This is a genomic window from Candidatus Limnocylindrales bacterium, assembly GCA_035571835.1.
Classification (GTDB): Bacteria; Desulfobacterota; Binatia; order UBA1149; family CAITLU01; genus DATNBU01.
The window spans coordinates 90,058-113,326 of the sequence record DATNBU010000028.1; the positions used below are offsets into that span (position 1 = coordinate 90,058).

The 23,269-nt window shown below is 67.2% G+C and carries 23 protein-coding genes; 6 read left to right on the forward strand and 17 right to left on the reverse strand.

The features are described 5' to 3' along the window. Nucleotides 1–31: 31 nt before the first annotated feature. Nucleotides 32–1,021, reverse strand: coding sequence for a thioesterase family protein (locus VN634_11880; protein HXC51578.1), 990 nt, complete (start codon nucleotides 1,019–1,021; stop codon nucleotides 32–34). A gap of 46 nt (nucleotides 1,022–1,067) precedes the next feature. Between VN634_11880 and VN634_11885 the strand changes: the two genes are divergently transcribed. Next, entirely contained in the window at nucleotides 1,068–1,694 is a 627-nt protein-coding gene (locus VN634_11885) for a DUF1326 domain-containing protein (GenBank protein HXC51579.1), read from the forward strand. Beyond that, nucleotides 1,667–2,470, forward strand: a complete 804-nt coding sequence (locus tag VN634_11890; GenBank protein ID HXC51580.1) for a DUF2182 domain-containing protein — start codon at nucleotides 1,667–1,669, stop codon at nucleotides 2,468–2,470. The genes VN634_11885 and VN634_11890 overlap by 28 nt, the downstream gene beginning before the upstream one ends. Before the next feature lie 56 nt (nucleotides 2,471–2,526). Here VN634_11890 and VN634_11895 read toward each other — a convergent pair whose 3' ends face one another. From VN634_11895 to VN634_11965, 15 genes are all read right to left on the reverse strand, one after another. Further along, on the reverse strand, nucleotides 2,527–2,880 hold the full coding sequence (locus VN634_11895) for a hypothetical protein (GenBank protein HXC51581.1): 354 nt from the start codon (nucleotides 2,878–2,880) through the stop codon (nucleotides 2,527–2,529). 876 nt (nucleotides 2,881–3,756) lie between these two features. Next, entirely contained in the window at nucleotides 3,757–4,530 is a 774-nt protein-coding gene (locus VN634_11900) for a TlyA family RNA methyltransferase (GenBank protein HXC51582.1), read from the reverse strand. Next, nucleotides 4,493–5,479, reverse strand: a complete 987-nt coding sequence (locus VN634_11905; GenBank protein ID HXC51583.1) for a farnesyl diphosphate synthase — start codon at nucleotides 5,477–5,479, stop codon at nucleotides 4,493–4,495. Before VN634_11905 ends, VN634_11900 begins: the two co-directional genes overlap by 38 nt. Beyond that, nucleotides 5,479–5,775, reverse strand: a complete 297-nt coding sequence (xseB, locus tag VN634_11910) for an exodeoxyribonuclease VII small subunit (GenBank protein HXC51584.1) — start codon at nucleotides 5,773–5,775, stop codon at nucleotides 5,479–5,481. The genes VN634_11905 and xseB overlap by 1 nt, the downstream gene beginning before the upstream one ends. A gap of 12 nt (nucleotides 5,776–5,787) precedes the next feature. Continuing rightward, entirely contained in the window at nucleotides 5,788–6,375 is a 588-nt protein-coding gene (locus VN634_11915; protein HXC51585.1) for a molybdenum cofactor guanylyltransferase, read from the reverse strand. A 25-nt stretch (nucleotides 6,376–6,400) separates the two neighbouring features. After that, nucleotides 6,401–7,321 carry a M23 family metallopeptidase gene (locus VN634_11920; protein HXC51586.1) on the reverse strand — a complete coding sequence of 307 codons (921 nt, stop codon included), beginning with the start codon at nucleotides 7,319–7,321 and terminating at the stop codon, nucleotides 6,401–6,403. 2 nt (nucleotides 7,322–7,323) lie between these two features. Then, entirely contained in the window at nucleotides 7,324–8,649 is a 1,326-nt protein-coding gene (xseA, locus tag VN634_11925) for an exodeoxyribonuclease VII large subunit (protein ID HXC51587.1), read from the reverse strand. Nucleotides 8,650–8,660: 11 nt separating this feature from the next. Further along, nucleotides 8,661–9,983, reverse strand: a complete 1,323-nt coding sequence (locus VN634_11930) for a S41 family peptidase (GenBank protein HXC51588.1) — start codon at nucleotides 9,981–9,983, stop codon at nucleotides 8,661–8,663. A gap of 131 nt (nucleotides 9,984–10,114) precedes the next feature. Continuing rightward, complete coding sequence (locus tag VN634_11935; protein ID HXC51589.1) at nucleotides 10,115–12,043, reverse strand: peptidoglycan DD-metalloendopeptidase family protein; 1,929 nt, start codon at nucleotides 12,041–12,043, stop codon at nucleotides 10,115–10,117. A 56-nt stretch (nucleotides 12,044–12,099) separates the two neighbouring features. After that, nucleotides 12,100–12,981 (reverse strand): permease-like cell division protein FtsX, encoded by an 882-nt coding sequence (locus VN634_11940; protein HXC51590.1) that lies wholly within the window; start codon nucleotides 12,979–12,981, stop codon nucleotides 12,100–12,102. A 13-nt stretch (nucleotides 12,982–12,994) separates the two neighbouring features. Next, on the reverse strand, nucleotides 12,995–13,678 hold the full coding sequence (locus VN634_11945; GenBank protein ID HXC51591.1) for an ATP-binding cassette domain-containing protein: 684 nt from the start codon (nucleotides 13,676–13,678) through the stop codon (nucleotides 12,995–12,997). An 88-nt stretch (nucleotides 13,679–13,766) separates the two neighbouring features. Next, nucleotides 13,767–14,312, reverse strand: coding sequence for a TlpA disulfide reductase family protein (locus VN634_11950; protein ID HXC51592.1), 546 nt, complete (start codon nucleotides 14,310–14,312; stop codon nucleotides 13,767–13,769). Then, entirely contained in the window at nucleotides 14,309–15,172 is an 864-nt protein-coding gene (locus tag VN634_11955) for a prolipoprotein diacylglyceryl transferase (GenBank protein HXC51593.1), read from the reverse strand. Before VN634_11955 ends, VN634_11950 begins: the two co-directional genes overlap by 4 nt. A 165-nt stretch (nucleotides 15,173–15,337) precedes the next feature. Beyond that, nucleotides 15,338–16,561 carry an FAD-dependent oxidoreductase gene (locus VN634_11960; protein ID HXC51594.1) on the reverse strand — a complete coding sequence of 408 codons (1,224 nt, stop codon included), beginning with the start codon at nucleotides 16,559–16,561 and terminating at the stop codon, nucleotides 15,338–15,340. Nucleotides 16,562–16,613: 52 nt separating this feature from the next. Further along, complete coding sequence (locus tag VN634_11965; protein ID HXC51595.1) at nucleotides 16,614–18,122, reverse strand: porin; 1,509 nt, start codon at nucleotides 18,120–18,122, stop codon at nucleotides 16,614–16,616. Nucleotides 18,123–18,288: 166 nt separating this feature from the next. Here VN634_11965 and VN634_11970 point away from each other — a divergent pair, with 166 nt between their 5' ends. The 3 genes from VN634_11970 to VN634_11980 are packed head-to-tail and all read left to right on the forward strand — an operon-like array spanning nucleotide 18,289 to nucleotide 19,491. Beyond that, nucleotides 18,289–19,017 carry a nitroreductase family protein gene (locus VN634_11970; GenBank protein HXC51596.1) on the forward strand — a complete coding sequence of 243 codons (729 nt, stop codon included), beginning with the start codon at nucleotides 18,289–18,291 and terminating at the stop codon, nucleotides 19,015–19,017. Nucleotides 19,018–19,069: 52 nt separating this feature from the next. Further along, a complete protein-coding gene (locus VN634_11975) occupies nucleotides 19,070–19,288 on the forward strand; it encodes a hypothetical protein (GenBank protein ID HXC51597.1) in 219 nt (72 codons plus the stop codon). A gap of 2 nt (nucleotides 19,289–19,290) precedes the next feature. Then, a complete protein-coding gene (locus VN634_11980; GenBank protein HXC51598.1) occupies nucleotides 19,291–19,491 on the forward strand; it encodes a hypothetical protein in 201 nt (66 codons plus the stop codon). 30 nt (nucleotides 19,492–19,521) lie between these two features. Here VN634_11980 and VN634_11985 read toward each other — a convergent pair whose 3' ends face one another. Beyond that, a complete protein-coding gene (locus VN634_11985; protein HXC51599.1) occupies nucleotides 19,522–20,532 on the reverse strand; it encodes a methyltransferase in 1,011 nt (336 codons plus the stop codon). Nucleotides 20,533–20,691: 159 nt separating this feature from the next. On the opposite strand from VN634_11985, the gene hrpB reads away from it, so the two are divergent. Then, the gene (gene hrpB, locus VN634_11990) at nucleotides 20,692–23,247 is read left to right on the forward strand and encodes an ATP-dependent helicase HrpB (protein ID HXC51600.1); all 2,556 of its coding nucleotides are present in this window, start codon (nucleotides 20,692–20,694) and stop codon (nucleotides 23,245–23,247) included. Nucleotides 23,248–23,269 lie beyond the last annotated feature (22 nt).

Below are 23,269 nucleotides of genomic sequence, written 5' to 3' on the forward strand. Positions count from 1 at the left end.
GCCGATCGCTTCGGCAGCCGCGCGCCGCGATTTACCTGCGGATGCCGAGCTGCTCGGGCGTCGGAAAGCGGATCAGCATCATCTGGACGGCGTGTGCGACGAGGCGCCGGCGACTGTCCCACATCGTGACCTCGGCCGACGCGTACCCGTCGCCGGCCCAGTGGCTCACGACGCGCGTCAGGAACCATTCGTCGTCTGTGTCCGAAAAAAACCGCATCGAGATGTCGACGCTCGGCGCGTGAAAGAACGGATAGCCGGGACCGTGGTACTGGCCGATCGCGATCGGCATCGTGTCGGCAAGCGGCACGAGAACGATGGGGTCGATCCTTCCGTCAGTGATCTTCGGACGCGTGCGATAGCGGATCCAGCGGATCGCCTCCGCGTCGCCTCCTTTCCACCCGGTCTCGAACGACGAGAACGATTTGATGCGCCGGGTCTCGACGTTCGAAAAGAACGACGGGTTGAACGTCGGCGCGCCCGCCGGCGGCGTGGCAGGCTCCGGATAGTCGAGCGGCGGCCCCGCGTCGGGCGGCTTCGAATACGCGTAGTCGAACCCGTCGCGCGTCTCTCCGAACGCAGCCGTCACCAGATGTCCGGCGCCTTCGCTGCCGGGAGTGCGCACGTTGGCCTGAAGCTGCGACATGCGGTTGCCGACGCGAAGCCGCGTGACGTCGATCTCGATGTCGCCGCCGCCGACGGTGGAGACGAACATCGTCGAAAACGATCGAAGCCGCTGGTGGGGCTGGTCGAGCTCGGCTTCGAGCGCTGCAAGGCCGAGTGCCGTGGTCACCCCGCCGCTCGGATAGATCGGCGCGTTCCAGTCGCCCGAAAGGTGCGTGCGATAGCGGCCGGCAGCGTTGCCATCCGGATCGACGACGAGAGAATCGGAAATGCATGGGTGCGTGGTCACGGTCACGAAGAATGCGAAGCGCAGGGTTCCCAGTCCAGCGACACACTCCGGTGAGCCGGTGCGCTTCGCGGAACCTGCGCGTGCGCTTGTGCTGACGGCTGGTGTCGTCAACAACGATCCCGCGTGATCCGCACGGCGGATCTTTGCGGAGGCTGCGATGAAAGACTGGCAAATCCATGGAATCGAGATCGCCAACTGCAACTGCGCATGGGGCTGCCCGTGCCAGTTCAACGCACTGCCTACCACCGGGCAATGCGAAGCCGTCTGGGCGATGCGCATCGACAAGGGAAATTTCGACGGGACGACGCTCGACGGCCTGAACTGGGGCTTCCTCGTCTGGTGGCCAGGCGCCGTTCACGAAGGCAACGGCCGCATGCAGGTTTTCGGTGAGGCGCGCGCGACGCCTGCGCAGCGCGCGGCACTCGAAGCCATCGCTTCCGGCCGCGAGTCGGACGAAGGCACGTACTTCCAGATCTTTGCGGCGATGGCGCCGAACGCAGTGCCGCCGGTCTGGGCGCCCGTCGAGATCGAATGCGATCTCGACTCGAGAGTCGCACGGCTCTCGGTTGCAGGGCTCATCGAGACCAAAATCGAGCCGATCCGCAACCCGATGAGCGGCGTGGCCCATCGCGCGCAGGTGACCCTGCCCGACGGCTTCGAGTACAAGACCGCCGAGTACGCGAGCGGCACCACGAAAACGAGCGGGCCGATCTCGCTCGACCTGCGCGCATCGCATGCGCATCTGGCCAAAGTCGGATGGGACGCGCATCGCCTGATTCCGTAGCAGACGACGCTTCGGCTGCGGACTCGTCTTCCCGGCGCGATCGCCGTTTCATCCTTGCCGGCGTCGTGCTCGTGGCGGCGCTGTCGTGGCTCTACGTCGTTCCGGCAGCCCGCGACATGTACGGCAGCATGAGCGGCCTTGCATCGTGGATGATGCAGGACCACTGGACGGTGCGCTACGGCGCGCTCATGTTCCTCATGTGGACCGTGATGATGGCAGCGATGATGCTCCCGAGCGCGATCCCGGCCGTACTCACCTTTGCGACGATCGTGCGCCGCCGCACCCAGCCCGACCGCCCGGTTGCCCGCACCTACGCATTCGCCGGCGGCTATCTCGTTGCGTGGACACTGTTCAGCGCCGCCGTAACGGTGCTGCAGTGGTTGCTTTCCGAAGCAAAGCTTCTTTCGCCGATGATGGAGTCGGCGAGCGCACCGATGAGCGGCTTCCTGCTGGCTCTGGCGGGCATCTACCAGTGGACGCCGCTCAAGAGCGCGTGCCTCGAGAACTGCCGCTCGCCGATGATCGCGCTGTCGCAGCGCTGGCGTCCCGGCATTGCCGGTGCGCTGCGCATGGGTCTCGACTACGGCATCTACTGTATCGGGTGCTGCTGGGCGCTGATGCTGCTGCTGTTTGCAGCGGGCGTGATGAGCCTCGCGGCGATCACGACGATCACGATTCTGGTACTGCTCGAAAAACTTGCGCCGTTCGGGGCGTTCGGCGGGCGCATGACCGGTGCAGCAATGGTCGTTGCCGGCGTGTGGGTTGCGATCGGTTGAGGCTGTCGGCAGCGTGGTGCGTGGCCGCGGTGCAGCGACCGCGCCGTTAGACCGGGTCAGCTCGCGTCGCGTTCTTCGTTCCAGTGAAATCGGTGCATCACACGATGAACCACGGGCGAAAGCATCAGCGCAGTTACCGCGACGAAGACCAGTCCCGCGTACAGTGCGAAGCATCCCGCGAAGAGCTTCCCACCGTCGGTCTGCGGCGGGTTCACCGGACCCATGCCGCCGAGCAGCATCGTCACGTTCAGGAACGCGTCGATCCACGAAAGCTTTTCGAAGTGCACGTAGCCTGCCATTCCTCCAGCCAGCGACCCCAGGATAAGGCCCAGCGCCGTCGCCAGGTGCACCAGCAGCCTTCGAACGAAAGCGGCAATCGGAAGCAGCGCCTCATGTCGGTGTTCGTACATTTGCATCTCTCCAGCAGATCGACCGGCCAGTATCATTGCGGGCACTTGCCAGTGCGTCGAACGAAACCCGACCGATGCGGGCAGCTTGTGCGTCGTGCGCCGGCATCAAGGCACGGTTCGAGCGCGGAGGGTCATGGTGACCGATGACAAATCCGGGCCGCCGACCTGCATACCATCGCGACGGTTTCGCGCTCGCCGTGCGGGCGTGCTCGGCGCACGACTTGCGGCAAGGCTGTCGCGCGTAGATAGTCGGCTTCGTTCGCGTGTGACAAAGATTACTCCGGAGCCTCGAGCGCGCCGGACTGCGTTCCTCTTCGAAGCAGCGATTCACAGGACAAAACGATGCCACGAAAAACCAGCGTTCCCGGCGTTGGCCGTAAACTGGGCGGTCGGTGCGGCCTTGCGCTTCTCGTCGCCTGTTGCGTGGTGCCGGCGGCATGGGCCGGCCACAAGAAAGATTCCGGCGCGCAGGATTCGGCGAAATCCGCTTTTTCGCCGGATGCTCAGCAGTCGCCGCAGCCAGAGCCGCAAGTCCAGTCGCCGCCTCCCCAGCCGAAATCGGATCCGCGAAAGACGTTTCAACCCCGCGAAGGCCAACCGAGCTCGCGTGGAGTCCAGCAGAGCGACGCTCACAAATCTTCGCAAGCTGCCGCTTCGTCGCGGCCCGGGTATCCGGGCGCGGAGTCGCGCCATCCGGACGGTCGCGCGGCTGCGGAATCGAACGGACGCTACGGCGGCCGGCCGTACAGCACGAATCCGCCCGCCGACACCGGCGAAGAGCCAGACGAATCCGAAGACCACCCGGACACCGCGAGCGAGTAGCGCCCGCGAACGCATCAGCCAGCGGTAATGTCACCGGCTCGACCGCCGGATCGATCAACGCTCGCGCGACGCCGCGAGCAGATACTCGACGTTGCCCTGCGCGCCGCGAAGCGGGGATTCGATCGTGCCGATCACGTGAAGACCGGCTTTTCGCGCTGCTTCGACGGCGCTCTCGAGCGCACGCAAACGGACCTCCTCGGAGACGACGACGCCGCGATCGGTGTCGGTCGCGGCGACTTCGAACTGCGGCTTTACGAGCAGCACGAAACGCGCCGCCGGCGCCGCCAGCGCGATGAGGGACGGCAGAATGGCGGCGAGCGATACGAACGAGAGATCGGCGACCACGATGTTCGGTCGAGGCTCGAGCAGAGCCGGATCGATGCTTCGCACGTTGGTCCTTTCCATCAGCACGACGCGCGGATCGCCCCGCAGCGACCACGCGAACTGGCCGTAACCGACGTCGACCGCGTAAACACGCGCCGCTCCGCGCTGCAGCAGGCAGTCGGTGAAGCCGCCGGTCGAACAGCCGGCGTCGAGACAGATCGCCCCCTCGACATCGATGCGAAAATGCTCGAGCGCGGCATCGAGCTTGTCGCCGCCGCGGGAGACGAAACGTCCGCGCGCACGCACCGTCAGCGCGGCGTCGATCGCCACCTGCTCGCCCGCCTTGTCGATGCGGCGCGTTCCTTCGAGGACGAGACCGGCGAGCACGAGGCGCGCGGCCTCGGCACGCGTATCGGCAAGACCGAGCGCAACCAGGCGATCGTCGGCTCGAACACGCGAAGCCAGGCTACGCTCCGGCGAGATCGGTTGCCGTCGCGACCGCATCGGTCGCAACCTGGATGATCGAAGTCGCATCGCGCGAAAATGCCGCCAGCGATTCGACCGCCGCCGCAAGCTCGTCCTGCAGCAACGCATGCGATCCGTCGATTCCGAAAAGCGCCGGATAGGTGAGCTTGCCCGACAGGCGATCGCCGCCTTCGCGCTTTCCGGTCACCGCGGTCGGCGCCGTCTCGTCCTTGATGTCGTCGGCGATCTGGAACGCGAGCCCGAAGCGCGTACCGAACTCGGTCAGGCACGCGAGATCGCTTTCGCCGGCACCGGCCAGAAGTGCGCCGGCGCGCGCGGCCACGCGAAGGAGCGCACCGGTCTTGCGCGCGTGGATCGCCTGCAGCAGCTCGACCTCGCGTGCGGGCGCAGCGGCCCGCACGACGGAAGCCACCGCGCCTTCATTGTGGAGGCGACCGCCGTGGATCGCATCGGCCATGAGGTCGGCGGCCTGGCCACCGACCATTCCTTCGCGTCCGGCTGCGCGCGCGATTTCCTGGATCGCCCGCGCCTGCAGCCTCGCCTCGGCCACGGGCTCGAGCATGACGACGAACGCTTCGGTCAACAGCGCATCGCCGGCGAGAATCGCCATCCCGTCACCATAGACGACATGGTTGGTCGGCATGCCGCGGCGAAGATCGTCGTCGTCCATCGCCGGCAGGTCGTCGTGGATCAGCGAATAGGCGTGGATCATTTCGAGGCCCGCCGCGAAGCGCGCAAGCTTCGATGCCGGCGTGCCGAGGCTTTCGGCGACCGCAAGCAGCAAGAGCGGCCGGATGCGTTTGCCGGGCGTGCGCAGCGAGTAGCGCATCGACTCGACCAGACGGTCGACTCCGAACCCTTCCGCGCCTTTGGAATCGAGCGCGGGCAGCGCGGACGAAAGGGCTTCTTCGACGATCGCGGCCAGGCGAGCGGTAACTGTCGCCTGTCGCGACGCGGCGCCGGACATCAGTCGATGACCTCGTCGTCCTCGTCGCCCGAACCCGCTGCGCCGCGTTTTCCGGAAGCGGCAAACGGCGTCGCCGAAGTCGAGCCGTCGGCTCCCTGCGTGAGCTCGTCGATGCGCGTCTGCACGGCGTCGAGCCTCGTGTGAAGCGCGCGCACGAGCGCGATTCCTTTTTCGAATGCGGCCAGCGACTCTTCGAGCGGAAGCTCGCCGGCCTCGAGCCGGCGAACGGTTTCTTCGAGCTCGCTCATCGTGCGCTCGAAGTCCGGATTGTCTTCGCCCTTGGTGTCGTTGGCCATGGTGTTCCTGATTCAGCCGATCCGGGAGGCAACGCGTTCAAGATCCTGCGGGCGGTTGACGTTGTGCATCTCGCGCGGATCCGGCGCGCCGATCTCGAGCGCACCGATGCGAACGACGAGCCGGTGAAGCGCCCGGTTTCCTTCCCTTAGCCCAGCGGCAAGGAACGGCAAAACCCGGCGCGGATAGAATGCGACCAGCGGCTCGAGCCCGCGATGGCTGCGCACGACGATGGCCCGGCCGCTGGTTCGGCCCAGCTTTGCGACCGCGCGAAGCGTGTCGGCGCGCACGAGCGGTGCATCGCACGGCATGACGAGCACTCCGAAGCGTGCATGAAGGAGCGCGCCGACCAGGCCGCCGAGCGGTCCGGCGCCGGCATCCGCGTCGGCAACGAACGTTGCCCGCACCGGATGATCGAATGCGCCGTAGCCTGCGACGAAGACCTCGCCGTCGACGGTAGCACGAAGAAGAGCAAGGCTGCGCTCGGCGAGCGTTCGCCCGGCCAGCGATACGCGCCGCTTGTCGGAACCGAAGCGCCGCGAACGTCCGCCTGCGACGAGCAGCCCGTCGATTCTACGGCCGGTGATCAGGCCGTCGCGCATGTCCCGTCCGATGCGACGGCCGTCATCAGTAGTCGTAGTCGCTCGTCTTGTCTTTTTCTTCTTTCGGGGCGCGCTTCTCGCCGGTGAGCTCGGGGACTTTGAGCGTGATGCCGGGAAGACTAACCGGATCGACCTGTGCACCGGCAAGCCTCGCACCGAAATGCAGCGTCCCTCCGGTCATGCGACCGATGTGCGTGCCGCGGCGAATCCACTGACCTTCGCTGACCAGCACTTCGCCGAGCCCGGAATAGTAGGTGTACAGACCGAAGCCGTGGTCGATGACGACCATTCGCGATCCTGCTCCTTCGGCAACGAGCGCGACGGTTCCGACGTTGGACGCGACGACGTCTCCCTGCGCCGCGAGGTCGACTCCGGTATGCGGCAGGCCGAGCGACGTCTCGCTCGTCTTGCGCATCGCAAACGTGGCGGTCATGCGTCCGTTCGACGGGGTCTGGAACGCACCGTTCCAGTAGCGTTCGAGCGTCGTGCGATTCCACAGCGAGACCAGGCGCGGGTGCGAGCGTACGAGCTCCTCGACCTTGAGATCTTCCTTCGAAATCGTGCGCTCGCCGCGGCCTTCCTCGTCCATGCGCCGGGCACGAACGGTGACGACGCGCATGCCGTGGCGCGAGCCGACGTCGTAGTACAGCTCGTACGGCCCGGGCAGCGTATCGATGTCGACCGCGAAGTACGCAACGAACAAGCCGTCCTCGATCTGGCCGAAGTAGCGGCGACCGGCAATGAAGACGCTGCCGCCGTTGGCACCAGCCGGCGGCCGAACCTGCAGCCGGATGATCGCACCGGGATAGACGATCGGCGGATCCATCGCGACGTAATACGGCAGCGGCTTTCCGTCGACGCCTGCTACATCGTCGGCTGCATTCGAGCGGGGGACGAGCAGCGCGAGCGCCAGCACCGAAGCCGCCATCACGATCCACTTTCGCATTCTCAATTCTCCCTTCTGTCGTCGCGCCGTTTGTCCGGCGCCGGCGCGTCGTCCGCCGGCTGCGCAGTTTGCCTGGCGGTCTCTTGAACAGTCTGCGCCGCCGGCGTCTGACCTGTCGCCGGCGCCGGCTGTTGCCACAGGATTCGCGCGCCGGCCCGGCCGCGATGAAAGCGCAGCTCGATGGTATCTCCGGCGCTGAGCTCGGATGCGTCCCGCACGAGGTGTCCGTTCGCGTCGGCAGCGAGGCTATAGCCGCGCTCGAGCACCGCAAGCGGACTCAGTGCATCGAGTGACGCGGAAAGCCGGGCAAGGCGGCGCGCGGCATCGGTGGCTCGCGTGCGAAGCGCCCGCTCGAGATGCGCTGCAAAGCGGTCGGCCTGCTGCCTGAGCTCGGCAATGCGCGCGGCCGGATGCCGCAGGCGGCCGCCGGTCGCATCGACGCCGAGGCGAAGCTCGGCAAGGCGGCGCTGCATCGCCGAGCGCAGGCGATGCGCCGCCGTCTCCACCGCCGACAGCAGCTCGGCGCGCACGGGCACCACGGCTTCGGCCGCCGCGGTCGGTGTCGCCGCGCGCAGGTCGGCGACCAGATCGCACAGCGAGACGTCCACTTCGTGGCCGACCGCGGAGACAACCGGAACCGGAAACGCCGCGACCGCGCGCACGACGGCCTCGTCGTTGAACGCGGCGAGATCCTCGGCGGCGCCGCCGCCGCGCCCGACAATGATGACCTCGCAGAGCTCGCATTCGGCAAGCCTGGCGAGTGCGGCGACGATGCTGCGCGGCGCATCGCCGCCCTGCACCACCGACGACGACAGAATGACGCGCACGCCGGGACATCGCCGCCGCAGCGTGACGATCACGTCGTGAACCGCTGCGCCGGTGCGCGACGTGACGAGGCCGATGACCGACGGCAGGAACGGAAGCGCGCGCTTGCGCTCGGCCGCAAACAGCCCTTCGGCGGCCAGACGCGCGCGCAGCAGCTCGAACGCCTTCTGCGCGGCGCCCGCACCGACCGGCTTCATCGCGGTCGCGTACAGCTGCATGCGGCCGCTGCGCGCGAATACGCCCATGCGACCGCGCACGAGAACTTCGTCGCCCTGGCGCGGCTGGAATGCGAGGCGGAACGTGTCGCCGCGCCACATCACGCAGTCGATGCACGCCGAGCTGTCGGAAAGAGTGAAGTACAGATGACCGCTCGCCGCGCGGTTGATCGCGCCGAGCTCACCGGTGACGAGAAGGTGCGAGAAGTCGCGTTCGAAGGAACCGGAGACCAGATGAAGAAGCTCGCCGACCGAAAGCGGGGCCTCACCCTCGACGTCGGCGAGCATGCTCACGGAGCTCAGTGCGGTGACGGATGCGTCTTTGCAGCAGAGTCGGCGCCGCCGGCGGTTGCGGCCGCGTCTTTCTTGTCGGCGCTCGCGATGGTGGCTTCCTTCGGCGGCAGCGTGAAGCCGGCGACGCCGCCGATCTTCTGCACGTCGCCCTTCCACGTTCCCATCAGCTCTACGGCCTTGCGCAGCTGGACGTCGTTCTTCAGGTCGAAGTCGTCACGCGAGCGCAGCACGTCTTCCTTGGCATCCGGATCGAACTTGGCGGCTTCGACCACCACGTCGGGATCGATTCCGTGCTCGTGGATCGAGCGGCCGGACGGCGTGTAATAGCGCGCGGTCGTAAGCCGCAGAGCCGTGTCGTCGCCGAGCGGAAGGATCGTCTGCACCGAGCCTTTTCCGAAGCTCTTGATGCCGACGATGAGCGCGCGGCGATGATCCTGCATCGCACCGGCAACGATCTCGGACGCGCTTGCCGAGCCTTCGTTGACCATGACGATCATCGGCACCATGCGGCGGGTTCCGTCGGCCTTGGCGAAGTAGCTGGTGGTCTGCGACTCCATGCGGCCGTTGACGCGCACGATCAGGCCCGCGTCGAGGAACAGGTCGGAGATCGATACCGCCTGCGTGAGCAGTCCGCCGGGATTGTAGCGCAGGTCGAGGATGATGCCGTCGACGCCGCCCTTGCCTTTTTCCCTGTCGAGCTTGTCGAGCGCTTCGACGAGCTCGTCGCTCGAGCCGTCCTGGAATCCGGTCAGGCGCACGTACGCCCATTTGCCGTCGACGAGGCGCGCGCCGCGCACGCTCTTAATGTGGATGACTTCGCGCGTCAGCTCGACGTCGACAAGATCGTTGACGCCTTTGCGCTTGAGGCTCAGCTTGACCTTGCTGCCGGGCTTGCCGCGCATCTTGTCGACGGCGGCCTGCAGCGGCATGTCCATCGTCATGTCGTCGCCGATCTTGATGATCTGGTCGCCGGGCTTGATGCCGGCGCGCCACGCGGGCGTACCGTCGATCGGCGTCACGATGGTGAGCAGGCTGTCGCGCACGGTCAGCTCGATGCCGAGCCCGCCGAACTCGCCGTGCGTCTCGATCTGCAGCTCCTTGTATCCCTCGGGAGTCAGGTACGAGCTGTGGGGGTCGAGCGAGGAGACCATGCCTTTGACGGCACCCTCGACCAGATCATGGCTGGAGACTTCATCGACGTAGTGCCGCTGGACGATCGCGAGGATGCTCGCGAAGGTCTCGAGCTCTTCGTAGGTGTCCTTGGAGCCGGATGCGGCTCGCAGGACGCCGGCCGTCAGTACGCTGCCGAGCGTGCCGGCAAGGGCCAATGAAAGGATGAAATTCCTGCGTCGAGACGGGGGAAACACCCGCGGAGTATAGGCAGGACGAGCAAAGCGAACAACAAAGCGATTCGCGCCACCCCGATCGTGGCCCGATCGGCGTCGCTCGTAAGGGCTGTCTACCGGGCAATTCCCGGCGCTGCGCCTCGAAGCCACGGCAGCGGATCGACAGCGGTACCCTGATCGCGCAGCTCGAACTGCATGTCGGCGTCGTTGTCGGGCAGCGCGCCGACTTCGGTTCCGCTCGTGACCTTCTCGCCCTCTTTCACGTCGACGGAGCCAAGGCGCGCATAAACCGTGTGATATCGGTTGCCGTGGCTGACGATCACGGTCTTTCCCATGCCCGGCACATCGCCGACGAAGGAAACCTTGCCGTCGGCAACGGCGCGGATCGGCGCGTTGTGGGCGGCGCGCAGCACGACTCCGCGATAAGTCGCGCCGCTCTTGTGCTGCTGGCCGTAGTTGGCGACGACCTTGCCGGCGACCGGCGGCGCAAGCGCACCGCGCGAGGCTGCGAACTTGTCCGACTCGCGATCGCCGGCGCCGCTGAACAGTCGCGAGAGAAAACCGCGCGGCTTTGCCGGCGCGGAAGCGTCGGCCGGTGCAGAAGGCGCGGCGGACGTTTCAGCGGCGGTCGGCTCACCGGCGGCGGGCGCCGCAGCAGGCTTGTCACCTTCGGTCGATGCGGGAGCGGGCACCGCGGCCACTGCAGCCGGCGGCGGCGTTTTCTGCGAAGCATCGGCCGGCGCCGACTTCGCTTCCGATGGCTTCGCATCTGTTGGTGACTTTGCCGCCGAGGCGGTTTCCGTTGGCGCGGCTTGCGGCGCAGTTGCCGGAGCAGCCGGTTTCACGGCAGGCGGTGCCGTTTTCGCAGCGGGCGTTGCCGGAGTCGCAGCGGGCGATGCCAGATTCACAGCAGGCGATGTCGGATTCGCAGCAGGCTGTGCCGGATTCGTCGGAAGCGGCGCCGCCGGTGCGGCCACGTTCGCAGACGACGTCACGGAGGCGGCCGGCGCGCTCGCGTGCCCGGTGCCCGGCCAGCTGAAATCTTCCGGCGCCTGCGCGCCCGGCGTCTTCGATCCCGCCGCCGCGCCGGCCTTGTCCTGCGCGATATGCTCGTCGCGACTTCTGGCGGCGAGCTTCGCCCTGGCTTCTTCGAGCCGCATCAGCGCGGCCGCTTCGCTCAACGCGCGGTTCTCCGAAGCGAGCGTGCCGCCGTTGCGAAGCGGAGCAGAGCCGGCGCTGTCCGCACGCGCGCGGGCCTCGAGACTCTCGACATCGGCCGCCGTCGCGTCGGCTGGTGCGTTGTCGGCTTCTTCGTTGTCGCCTGCGTCTTCTTCTTCCGCCGGAGCCTCGTCGCGCTCGCGTGCTGCGATGGCCGCGACCTCCGCGTCGGGCCGGACCTCGGTGTCCTCGGTCGCGCGCCGGGCGGCCGCTTCGGCCTCGCCGCGGTCGGCTTCGAGTGCGCGGCGCTCGGCAACAACGGTCGCTTCGTCTGCGCGGATACGGTCGAGCGACGCAACGATGCTGCCGCGCTCGACTTCGATCTTTGCGAGGTTCTGCTGCTCGGCGCCGGCGATGGCAGCAAGGTAGCGCGACAGCCGCGCGCTCGAAGCTTCGCCGGCTCCCCATCCCGCTGCCTGGGAACCGAGCCGCGCGCTGCGATAGATCGCTTCCGCGCGGCGCCTGCTCTGCTCTTCCAGCCTGGCGGCCATCGCGGTGAGCTCGACTTCTCGTGCAGCCAGCTTCTCGCGCGGCGCGGAAAGGCCTTCGCTCTTGCGCCGATTGGCTTCGAGCTCGGCGTCGATGCCGGCGAGCCGCTTGCGTGCCGCTTCGAGCGCATCCGCGAAAGGATCCTCGCGCGCATCCTCCTCGAGGTGCTGCCGCGAATTCTGACGGTCGACCTCGGCGGGAACCGCGCGTTTGGCAAGAATCTGGTCTCGGATCTTCTTCGCACGCTCGATGCGGGAGTCTTCGCCGTGCGCCGGCAGCGCGACGAGGGCCAGAAGCGCGGCGACCGGCAGGATTTTTCGAAACAGATATGACATCGGCCGCCGGTGTGGACGGCCGGCGGCGCGCAGGGCTTCAACCGAACAGGTTGCGCTCAGCGCCACTCGGAAACCCGCCGCATGCCGACGGCGCTGCCCGCGCCGCCGAGGACTGCCCCCCACAGCACGAGCGTCGCGCACTGGCTCATCCCGAGAAAGGCCACGCGATCGGCGAACGACGGCAGGCTCGAGCGAATCGGAATGGCCACCGCTTCGAAGACGAGCAGCAGCACTGCGATCGCGCCGACCGATGCGACCACGCCTTCGAAAATTCCGGCCAGCACGACCGGGCCCCAGTAGCCGCGCCCGACGGCTCCGACCAGGCGGAGCACGTTCATCTCGTCGCGGCGCGTGTAGGCGGCAAGCTGGAATGCGGTCAGCACGATCAGAAGCGACGTCGCGAGCGTAAGCGCACCGAGCGCCCATGCGACCCAGCGCACGATGTCGGCGGCGGTCGTTCCGGTTACGACCGATGCGCGGCTCGACTGGATGTCGGAGACTCCCGGCAGCGTGCGCCACGCTTCGATCAGGGCGGATACGGCCGCGTCGGTCAGCGTGCGGTCGAGCCGGATCTCGAGCGACGCAGGCAGCAGCTGCGGCGAGAGCCCGGCCAGAAGCTCGGCCGAATGATCCATGTTCTGCGACAGAAACTGCCAGGCCTCTTCCTGACTTATGAATCGAAGGTCAACGACCTCGGGAGTTTCCTGGATGCGCGTTTTGGTGGCGACGATGTCGGCCTCGCCGGCATCCGGCTTGAGATAGACCGATACGTCGATGCCCGACGCCGCCCAGCGCGCGACCGCCCGGTAGGCGTTCGACGTCACGAGCAGCACCGAGCCGGCAAACAGCACGCTCGCCGCGATGCTGGCCAGCGCGACTCCGGATGCGACGGGCGAAGCCTTGATGCCGTCGAGTGCGCGCCGGAAGTAGTATTCCAAGGGAGAGACCCGGCTAGCCGTGCACGGCGGATTCGTCGAGCTCGGATTCCTCGTCGATGCGGCCGCGATGGATCACGAGGATGCGGCCGCGCACGACCGAGAGCGCTTCCATGTCGTGCGTCGCCATCAGCACGCTCGCGCCGTCGCTGGCGCATTCGGTCAGGACCTTGAGCACGTACAGGGCCTGGTCGGGATCGAGGCCGAGCGTGGGCTCGTCGGCCAGGATCAGCACCGGCTGATTGACGATCGCGCGTGCCAGACTGACCCGCTGCTTTTCGCCGGCGCACAGGTCGCGTGCGAAGCAGCCGGCGGCATCCTCGAGCGCGACCCTCTCGAGCGCCTCTTCGGCCATGCGGCGCGCATCGATGCGGCTGCGGCCGTGGACCTGCGCCGCGAGCGCCACGTTGTCGAGCACCGACAGCCCTTCGATCAGGCGAGGCTCTTCGAAGATGAGGCCGATCTCGCGCCGCAGCTCGGCGATGCCGGCGGCGTCGAGACGGCACATGTTGCGTCCGTTGACGACGATGCTTCCGGCGTCGGGCGTGAGCTCGCCGACGAGGATACGAAACAGTGTGGTCTTGCCCGAGCCGCTCGGCCCGGTCAGGCACGTGAACTCGCCGTCGCCGACGCGGAAGCTCACGCCCGAGAGCGCCTGGCGGCCACCCCAGCTCTTGGAAAGCCCGTGGACGCGGATCATCGGATTGCCGGGCACATCGTCAGCACGGCTGCGGCCCCTCCTCTACGTCCCACAACTCCCTCGTCCACCTTCATCCGCTTCACCCGCTTCACCCGCCGAGAAGCTCATCTATGGTGCGAATCAGCTCGCTGCCCGGCTCTGCACCCTGGTGCGGCACCGGTCCGATGATTTTGTTTCGCAGGCGACCCTGCCGATCGACGAAAAACGTTTCCGGATATCCGGTTATACCATACTGCGTACCGATCACACCGCGTGTGTCGAGAAGAACTTCGAATTTCACGGGCGATCTTGCGAGAAAGTCACGCACCAGCTGCGTATCTTCGTCGCCGGCGATGCCGAGCACGACGAGTCCGCGATCGGCATAGTCGGATGCGATCCGGCTGAGCACCGGAAGCTCCTCGATGCACGGCGGGCACCAGGTGGCCCACAGGTTCACGAGCACGACCTTGCCGCGGTAGTTGGAAAGCTTGCGCGTCTGGCCGCCGATCGACGGCAGCACGAACTCCGGAGCGAGCTCGCCGGTCGACGGAGCCGCAGCGGGCTTGCAGCCGGTCGCCACGAGAGCGGCCATCATCAGAGGGGCCATCAGCGCAATGCCGATTGCGGCGAAGCGCAGGCCGGTGCCTCGAGTCATGCCCGCGTGCCCTTGGACGCCGCCGCAGCCGGCAGCCGGGCGGCTGACGCCGGTCCGGACGCGGCGAGCGGATCGGCGGCTGATTTTCCCGTGACCCGCGGAGCGGGCGCGCCTCCCCGCAGACTGATCAGCCAGATCGCACCGGCGACTGCCATCGAGATGCCGATCAGCTGCGCCTGCGTGAGGCCGAACGCGATGCGCGGCTCGACGCGGATGAACTCGACCAGGAATCGGAAGAAGCCGTTACCGATGAGGTAGACGGCAAACATCGATCCGAGCGGCGGGTTTTTGTGGCGCCAGCGCCACAGGAACAGGAACACGAGCGTGTAGGCGGTCGCTTCGTACAGAGGAGTGGGATGCACGAGCACTCCCGGCTCGTGATCCCACGGCGCAATGCCGTTGGTGTACGCGAACCCCCACGGAAGCGTCGTCACGCTTCCCCAGTCGCCGTCGCCGGCAACGTGGCAGCCGATGCGGCCGAGCGCCTGTCCGATCGCAAGCCCCGGCGCGCAGCAGTCGGCGAGAGTAAGGAAGCTCATGCCGCGATGGCGGCCGAGCAGCCACGCGGCGAGCGCGCCGCCGAGGAATCCGCCGTACCAGACGAAGCCCGAGCCGGCGAAGACTTCGGTCAGCGGCGCATCGAGAAACGCCTGCGGATTGTTGAAGATCGACAGCACGCGCGAGCTCGCAAGGCCGGCCAGGAACACCCACACGAGCAGGCTCCAGAGCGCGTCGCCATTGCCGCCGCGACGTTCGAATTCCTTTACCGACACGAGCGAGCCGAAGTAGAACCCGAGGGCCATCAGCACGCCGAAGCTGTAGATCGTGATCGGGCCGAAATGCAGCAGGACGGGATACACGGTCTTCGGATCTTAGGGGATCCCGGGTCGATTCCAACTATCCGACGCACATGCGCGGGACGGGGACGGGTGCGGGGTTGTGCGTCGGGAATACGGGGACAGATACAATTTCGCAGCGATGGTTTTGCGACCAGCACTGTTGTTGTGGCGAAATTGTACCAGTCCCTACGCGAGCGCCTGTTCGATGGTGGCGCCTTGTTCGAGCAGTGCCTGGTAGCGCGCGACGACGGCCGGGCGGCGCATGCCGACGACGCCGGTCAGCATTCCCGCTCTCGCGAACAGTGCGACGAAACGGTACTCGTCGAACTCGCCGTCGACGAGGCGAAGCTCGTCGTCGGGCGACGGATGGCCCGCCATCTGGATCTTGACGCCGAACTGGTCGGTCCACACGAACGGAACCGGATCGTACGGCTCGACGCCGTCGGCGCCGCGCAGCAGGCGAAGCGCCGCCGCACGTCCCTGCGCTCCCGCATGAAGCCAGTGCTCGACGCGCACCTGGAAGCCGGCGCGGCGGATGCTCTTCCAGCGCGCGACGTCGCCGGCGGCCACGATGCCGGGCGCCGCCGAACAGCGTTCGTCGCACAGCACGCCGTCTTCGAGCGCGAGTCCCGACGATTCGAGCCACGTGGTCTCGGCGACCACGCCGACTCCGATCACGAGAACGTCGACGGCAATCGTGCGGCCGTCTCCGAGGCGGATGCGCTCGACGCGGCCGTCGCCTTCGATCGCCGCGAGCGTCGTCGCGCAGCGCATGTCGACGCCGTTATCGCGATGGAGCATCGCGGCCAGGCCGCCGAGATGGCGGCCGAGCGCGCGCACCATCGGCGCCGCGAGCGGTTCGATCACCGTGACGTCGAGCCCGCGCTGGCGGCACGACGCGGCCACTTCGCATCCGATGAAACCGGCGCCGATGATCGCCACGCGCGGCGCGCCGCGAAGCGCGGCATTCTCGAGCGCACCGCGCAGCTTCATCGCGTCGTCGAGCGAGCGCAGGTAGTGGACGCCCTCGAAGCCTTCGGCCATCTCGAGGCGCCGCACGCGCGCGCCGGTTGCGATCACGAGCCCGTCGAATGAAACCTTTTCGCCGTCGTCGAGCGTCACGACTTTCGCAGCCGCATCGAGACTCGTCGCCTTCGTCGACGCGCGGAAGTCGAGATCGAGATCGCCGAGGCCGTCGCGGCGGAGCACGATCTTTTCCGGTTCCCATTTTCCCTGAAGGATCTCTTTCGACAGAGGAGGCCGGTCGTACGGCAGGTGCCGCTCGGCGCCGATGAGCACGATCCGGCCGGAGAAACCTTCTTCGCGAAGCGCTTCGCAGGCCCTCAGGCCGGCGAGCGATGCACCGACGACGGCGATCGTCGAGCTCGAGGCGTCGAGCGCGTCACTCACGGACGGACCTTCCGGTGGGGATCGTCATCTCCGGACCTTGCTTGGAACAGGGTCAGAATTCGAGCTGCATGCGCGTAAGGAAGAGGTCTTCGTCCACGCGGTCGCCCGAGCCGTCGCCGCCGCCGAACATCGTGTGCTCGTAGTCGAGATAGACCGAAACGTTGTGGTTCAGATACCAGTTGATCGCGGCGGCGATCGCATCCGCATGTCGCGCGGATTTCGACGGATCGGCGAATCCGGAGCGGAACGCCGCGGCGTCGACGTCGAGCGACGACCAGCGAAGCGCGAGCTGCCACGCGCCCCAGTGTCCGCCGCCGAAATCGAACGGATACGCCGGGTCGACGCGCTCCGGCGATGCGCGCTCGCCCGTAAGGATCCACGACGTCCGGATCTGCCACGCCTGGTTGTCGACGGTCGCCTTGTCCCCGTCCCGCGAGAGGCGCTGCGAGCTGCGCACGTATTCGGTCAGCAGCCCGAACGGTCCTTCGTACCAGCTGGCCTGCGGCGAGATGCGCCAGCGGTCGCCGTCGGCGATCGTCGTTCCGGCCTTCGTGCCGTCGTCTTCGTAGCTGAAAAACGTCGTCCGGCCCGAAGTCTTGTAGGAGGGAAGCTGCGGCGACGAAGTCGATCCCTGCTCGCGGCCCCACGTGCCGGCGATTCCGAAGCCCGCACCGCGCAGCGGAGAGTACGGCGACGGCGCATACGGCGTCGCGAACAGGCGCGCGGCGATGTCGACTGCATCGTTGACGTCGCCGTCGCCGTTGCCGCCGTCGGGAACGCCGTTCAGAACCGCGATCGTGTACGACAGCCGGCCGCCGGTCGGATCGCCGAACAGCTCGACGCCGATGTCACGGCCGGGAACGATGTTGTCGGGTAGCGCGCGCTCGGCAAACGGCAGAGCGGTTGAACTTTCGAGCTGCTCGATTCCGAACGGCGTCTTGTACTTGCCGACGCGTAGCATGAACGCATCGGAAAAATCGGTTTCGATGTACGCATACTTGAGCGACAAGTCGCTGCCGGCGAAGTCGGGCGCGATGCGGACGATGTAGCGCTTCCAGAGCTTCGCACGCAGATCGAGGCGCGCGCGCCGGATCACGAACTGATCCACGTTCTTCCTGATGTCGCTGTCGGCGAAGAAGCGTCCGTCGGCCTGCACGTAACCGTTGATGCGCAGCTTGTACGCACCATCGCCGGAGGAGACGAAGAATCCGTCGTCGTAACCGGCTGTCGGTTTGGCAGTCCCTCCGGTCGCCTTAGCGACAGCAGGCGCCTCCACTGCCGGTGCGGCCGCCGATTCATCATGCCCACCGGCGCCCTGGATCCGGCGAGCCTGTGCAGGTGCGGCAGAACCGTGGGTATTGCGATCCTCGGGAGCACGCCCGGCGCCACGCAGCTCGGCGACTTCCTTCTCGAGCGCCTCGATCCGCCGAAGTAGCTCGGCCGTCGTGGGCTCGGAGCCGGGCGCCGGCACCGGCTCGCCGGCGCGTGCCGAAGCGTTCGCAAGCGCGAGCGAAACCAGAATGACCGCGACGACGCGGCACGCACGAGCTCTCGAAGTCATTCTCTCCCCCCTTCGGTCGCGCGTCGGCTTCCCCACGGCGCTGCGCGGGAGCGGATGATGTCGGCAAGCCAGTCGCGCGGCAAGGCGACGCTGTGAAAAAGGACGCCTGGCCGTTCGCGCGCGGCCGGCATGCTGCTACAACCGGCCGCTTACGGAGGGTTTCCCGATGCCGCAGCCAGCCGACGACAGCCGCCTTTTCGACATCATGTGGACGTGCCGCGCGATGCGGCGCCTCAAGCCCGATCCCGTCCCGGAAGAAATCCTCCTTCAGCTCGTCGATGCGGCCCTTCACGGACCGAGCGGCAGCAACGCGCAGAACTGGCGCTTCGTGATCGTGCGTGACCGCGCGCAGAAGGAGAAAATCCAGGCGCTGTGGCAGAAGACGTGGGGCTTCTATCTCGACACGTTCGCGACCGCCGGCCTGCGACCCGGTGAAACCCACGAGCAGCGCGAGAAGACCAAGGCGATCGCGACCGAGCTCGCCAATCACATTGCCGACGTACCGGCGCTCATCTTCGTATGCGTCGCGCGCGACGAGCAGCTTGCCAAGGCACTCGCTTCACCGGCAACGGTCGTCAAGATCGTCAAGCATTTCGGTGTCGGCGGCGCTGCGCGCATGGCCATGAGCGGGCCGCGAATCTCCGGCCTTGCGGACGGATCGACCGCATATCCGGCGGTGCAGAACATTCTCCTCAGCGCTCGTGCACTCGGCCTTGGCGCCGTGCTGACGACGCAGCACTTCTTCGTGCCGGGAGAATTCGAAGCGGCCGTCGGCCTGCCGTCGACGGTCACGCTCGCTGCGGTGATTCCGGTCGGCTATCCGAAAGGAAAGTTCGGACCGGTGCAAAGGCCCGACCCGCGCGCGGTCGTGAGCTGGGACCGCTACGACGGCTGAGCGGTATCAGGTTCGGCTTGGGCGGCGGGCTGCTACCGGGTAGCATGGTGCCATGCGGTCGAAACTCGCCGAAGATCTGGCTCGTGAAAGCGATCTGGCGGTGCAACGGATGCCGGTTTCCGAGCGAGTCGCCCTGGCGCTTCGACTTGGGGAGGAAGCACTGCGGACTTTCGCGGCTCCCAATCAACTGAGCGACGAAGAAGCGCGGCATATCCTTCGCCGCAACAATCAGATTGGACGGCGAGCTTCGAAAGTCATGAGTGACGAGTGAACTTGCTCGGGCAGGTTGTGGCCACCGCGTCCGATCTCATTCTTCTCAAGCTCTATGCCGGCGCGCCGCAGGATCGGTGGGATATCGAGCGATTGCTTGCTACCTCGAACGACCCGGCGCTACGAGAAAAAATCAACGAGGACGTTGCCGATCTGCCGACAGAATGTCAGACGCTGTGGTGTGCCATTTGCGAAAAACGATGACCCCGGAAAGCGTCAGCCTATTGGCTTGAATCACTTGATCCCCACGACCATCGAGTCCGGTCCGTTCAGATGCTCGACCCGTGTCTCGCGGAAGCCGGCTTCCTTCATCCAGCGCATGCAGTCGGCCCCGGTGAAATCGAAGCCGCCGCGGGTTTCGATCAGCATGTTCAGGCTCATCAGCAGGCCGAACATGTTGACGCGACGCTCGTCGTCGATCAGCGATTCGTAGACGATCAGCGCGCCGCCGTCCGGTAGCGCCGCATACGCCTTCGCGAGAAGGAACTTCTTCTGCTCGAGATCCCAGTCGTGAAGAATGCGGCCCATCGCGAGCACGTCGGCGTTCGGAAGCGGATCGTTGAAGAAATCTCCATCGGTGAACGTGAGGCGCCGGGAAAGTCCGGCCGAGGCCACGTATTCCTCGAAGATCGGACGCATCTGCGCAAGGTCGAAGCCGCCGCCGGTCATGTGCGGATGCGCGAGCGCGACCTGCACCGGCACGCATCCCTGCGCGCAGCCGATGTCGACGAACGCGCGGTAGCTTTTCCACGGAAACTTCTCGGCAATCGCTTCGGCGGCGCCCATGCTGACGCCGGTCATCGCCTGTGCGAACTGCTTGAGCCGCGCCGGATCGTTGTAAAGGACAGGGAAAAGATCGCCGCCGGTCTTGGTCTCGTTCTGCGGCTCGCCGGTGCGAAGCGCTTCGGTCAGCGAACCCCAGAACGGATAGAGACGCGCGCCGGCCATCTCGAGGAAGCCGCCGATATAGGTCGGCTTCGACGGATCGAGGAACGCGGCTCCCGCTTCGGTGTTCGCGTATCGGCCGTCGTTCTTGTCGAGCACGCCGATTGCGACCAGCGCATCGAGGAAGTCCGCGCTCGAGCGCGGATGCAGCGACAGACGCTGCCGGAGAGTTTCGCCGTCGAGAGGCCCGCCGGCGAGCTCGCGGAAAACGCCGATCTCGATCGCGCTGAACAGCGTCTTCGACGCGGTGAACGCACCCGCAAGCGTAATGATGGGCGACGGATCGAGATTGCCGGGCATGCTGCCTCCAGACGAGAGAAGTTCCTGCAACAGTAGCCGGGGCATCCGGTGCGAGACAGACCTCAGGCCGATTGAGACGCAGAGGACCCGTGACTAGACTCGCCCGCGTGAACGCTCGACCGATGCCGCCTGCTGCGGACTGCGTGGGCTGACCTCCGCGTGCGCACTCCCCTTCCGATCGACGACATCCTTGCTCAGATCATCGAGTCGCTCTCGCGCACACCGAACCTCGTGCTCAAGGCTCCGACGGGCGCCGGCAAGACGGTGCGCGTCGCGCCGTCGCTCGTCGGTCTCGACTGCGTCCACGGAACGGTGCTGCTGCTCGAGCCGCGGCGCGTCGCCGCGCGCGCTGCAGCGCGCCGCATCGCAATCGAACGAGGAACTGCGCTCGGAGACGAGATCGGCTACCACGTGCGCTTCGATCGAAAGGCCGGCGCCGCAACGCGCCTGGTCGCGATGACGTACGGAATCTTCCTGCGGCGCCTGCAGGAAGATCCGCTGCTGGCCGACGTCGGTGCGGTCGTGTTCGACGAATTCCACGAGCGCAGCCTCGACGCCGACGTTGCGCTCGCGATTGCGCGCAAGGTCCAGCGCGAGGTGCGCGAAGACCTTCGCATCGTCGTGATGTCGGCAACGCTCGACGCCAGGGCGGCCGCCGCGTTCCTCGGCGATGCGCCGGTCGTCGAAAGCGCGGGACGGCAGTATCCGATCGAGATCCGTCATCGCGCGATCGAAGACCCGAAGGCGGCCGACCGGGCGGTTGCCGCGACGGTGCGAAGCGTGCTCGACGACAGCGGCGGCGACGTTCTGGTCTTTCTTCCCGGAGTCGGCGAGATCCGGCGCGTGCACGCCGATCTCGAACCCGCGCTTGCTGCACGCAACATCGACGTGATGGATCTTTACGGCGATCTTCCAGCCGAGCAGCAGGACGCCGTGCTGCGGCGCGGTCCGCGCCGCAAGGTCGTGCTCGCAACCAACGTCGCCGAATCTTCCGTCACCATCGAGAACATTTCTGTGGTCGTCGACAGCGGGCTCGCGCGCGTGATGCGCTTCGATCCGCGCGTCGGCGTCGACCGGCTCGAGCTCGCGCGCATCTCGCGGGCCTCGGCCGATCAGCGCGCAGGGCGTGCGGGACGTACCGGCCCCGGCATCTGCATTCGTCTGTGGAGTGCGCACGACGATCGCGCGCTGCGCCCGGCCGAGGAGCCCGAGATCCGGCGCGTCGATCTGTCGCGCGCGGTGCTCGAGCTCAAGGCGTGGGGCGAGCCCGACGTCCGATCGTTCGCGTGGTTCGAGGCGCCCGAGCCCTCGGTGCTCGATGCCGCCGAGCAGGTCCTCGCGATGCTCGGCTGTCTGTCGGGAAAAAGCCTTACTGCGATCGGACGCCGCCTTGCGCGCCTGCCGCTTCCGCCGCGCGTCGCAAGGCTGCTCATCGAGGCGGAACGGCTCGGCATCGTGCGGCGCGCCGCGATCGCGGCGGCGCTGCTCACCGAGCGCGATCCGTTCCGCCGAACCAGCGAGGACGCGAGGCAGGCACGACGTCCGAGCACCGCGTACGAATCCGACGTTCTCGAAAGGGTGCTCGCGCTCGAGCGCTTCGCCGATGCGAAGTCCTCGCACGCGTCAGCGGATCTCAGCACGGGCGCCGCGCGTTCCGTGTTTCGCGTTGCGCGCGAGCTCGAGACGTCGATCCGTGGCGAAGGCGCATCCGCCGGGCGCGAGAACGAGCCGCGCCACGCCGCCGTCGAAGAGCGTTTGCTCCAGGCGCTGCTCGTCGCGTTTCCCGATCGCGTCGCGAGGCGGCGCGCACCCGGCAGCGACCGCGCCGTCATGGTCGGCGGACGCGGCGTGCGCCTTTCGGCGGGCAGCGTGGTCGCAACTGCCGAGCTGTTCGTCTGCGTCGCGGTCGACGGCGGACGCCGCGGCGAACGGTCCGAATCGCTCGTCTGGCAGGCCTCGGCCATCGAGCGAAGCTGGCTCTCCGCGGGCGACGTGCGCGAAGCCGTCGAGCTCGAGTTCGACGAACAGACCGAGAGCGTGACGGGGCGCAGCGTCACGCGCTACCTCGACCTCGTGCTCGACGAGAAACCGTCGCCTGCCGCGCGCGACGCGGCGTCGATCGTTCTTGCCGAGCGCGCCGCCGCAGTGCCTGCACGTGCGCTCGATCTTGCGGCTGCCGAGACCGCCGAGTGGCTCGCGCGCGCCAGATCGCTTTCGCAGTGGATGCCCGAGCTCGCGCTGCCATCGTTCGACGACGACGCGCTCTCGCGCGTTGCGCGCGGCGTCGCCGCCGGAAAGCGTTCGTTCGCCGAGATGCGCCGGGCACCGGTCCTCGACGCGCTGCGCGCCGAGCTCACCTACGAGCAGCTTCGCCTTCTCGAGCGGCACGCGCCCGAGCGGATCGCGGTGCCGAGCGGAAGCTCGGTTCGCATCGCGTACGAGCCCGGTCAGCCGCCGGTGCTCGCGGTGCGCATCCAGGAAGTGTTCGGCATGAAGGAGACGCCGCGCGTCGCGGCCGGTCGCGTTGCGGTCGTGCTGCATCTGCTGGCGCCCAATCGGCGACCCGAACAGGTAACCGACGATCTCGCGAGCTTCTGGAAGACCACGTATGCGCAGGTCCGCAAGGAGCTGCGCGCGCGCTACCCGAAGCATTCGTGGCCGGAGGATCCGCTGACCGCCGTCGCCGAGCATCGCCCGCGGCGCAAACGCAGCTGAGCGAAGCGCCGGCGCCGGCATG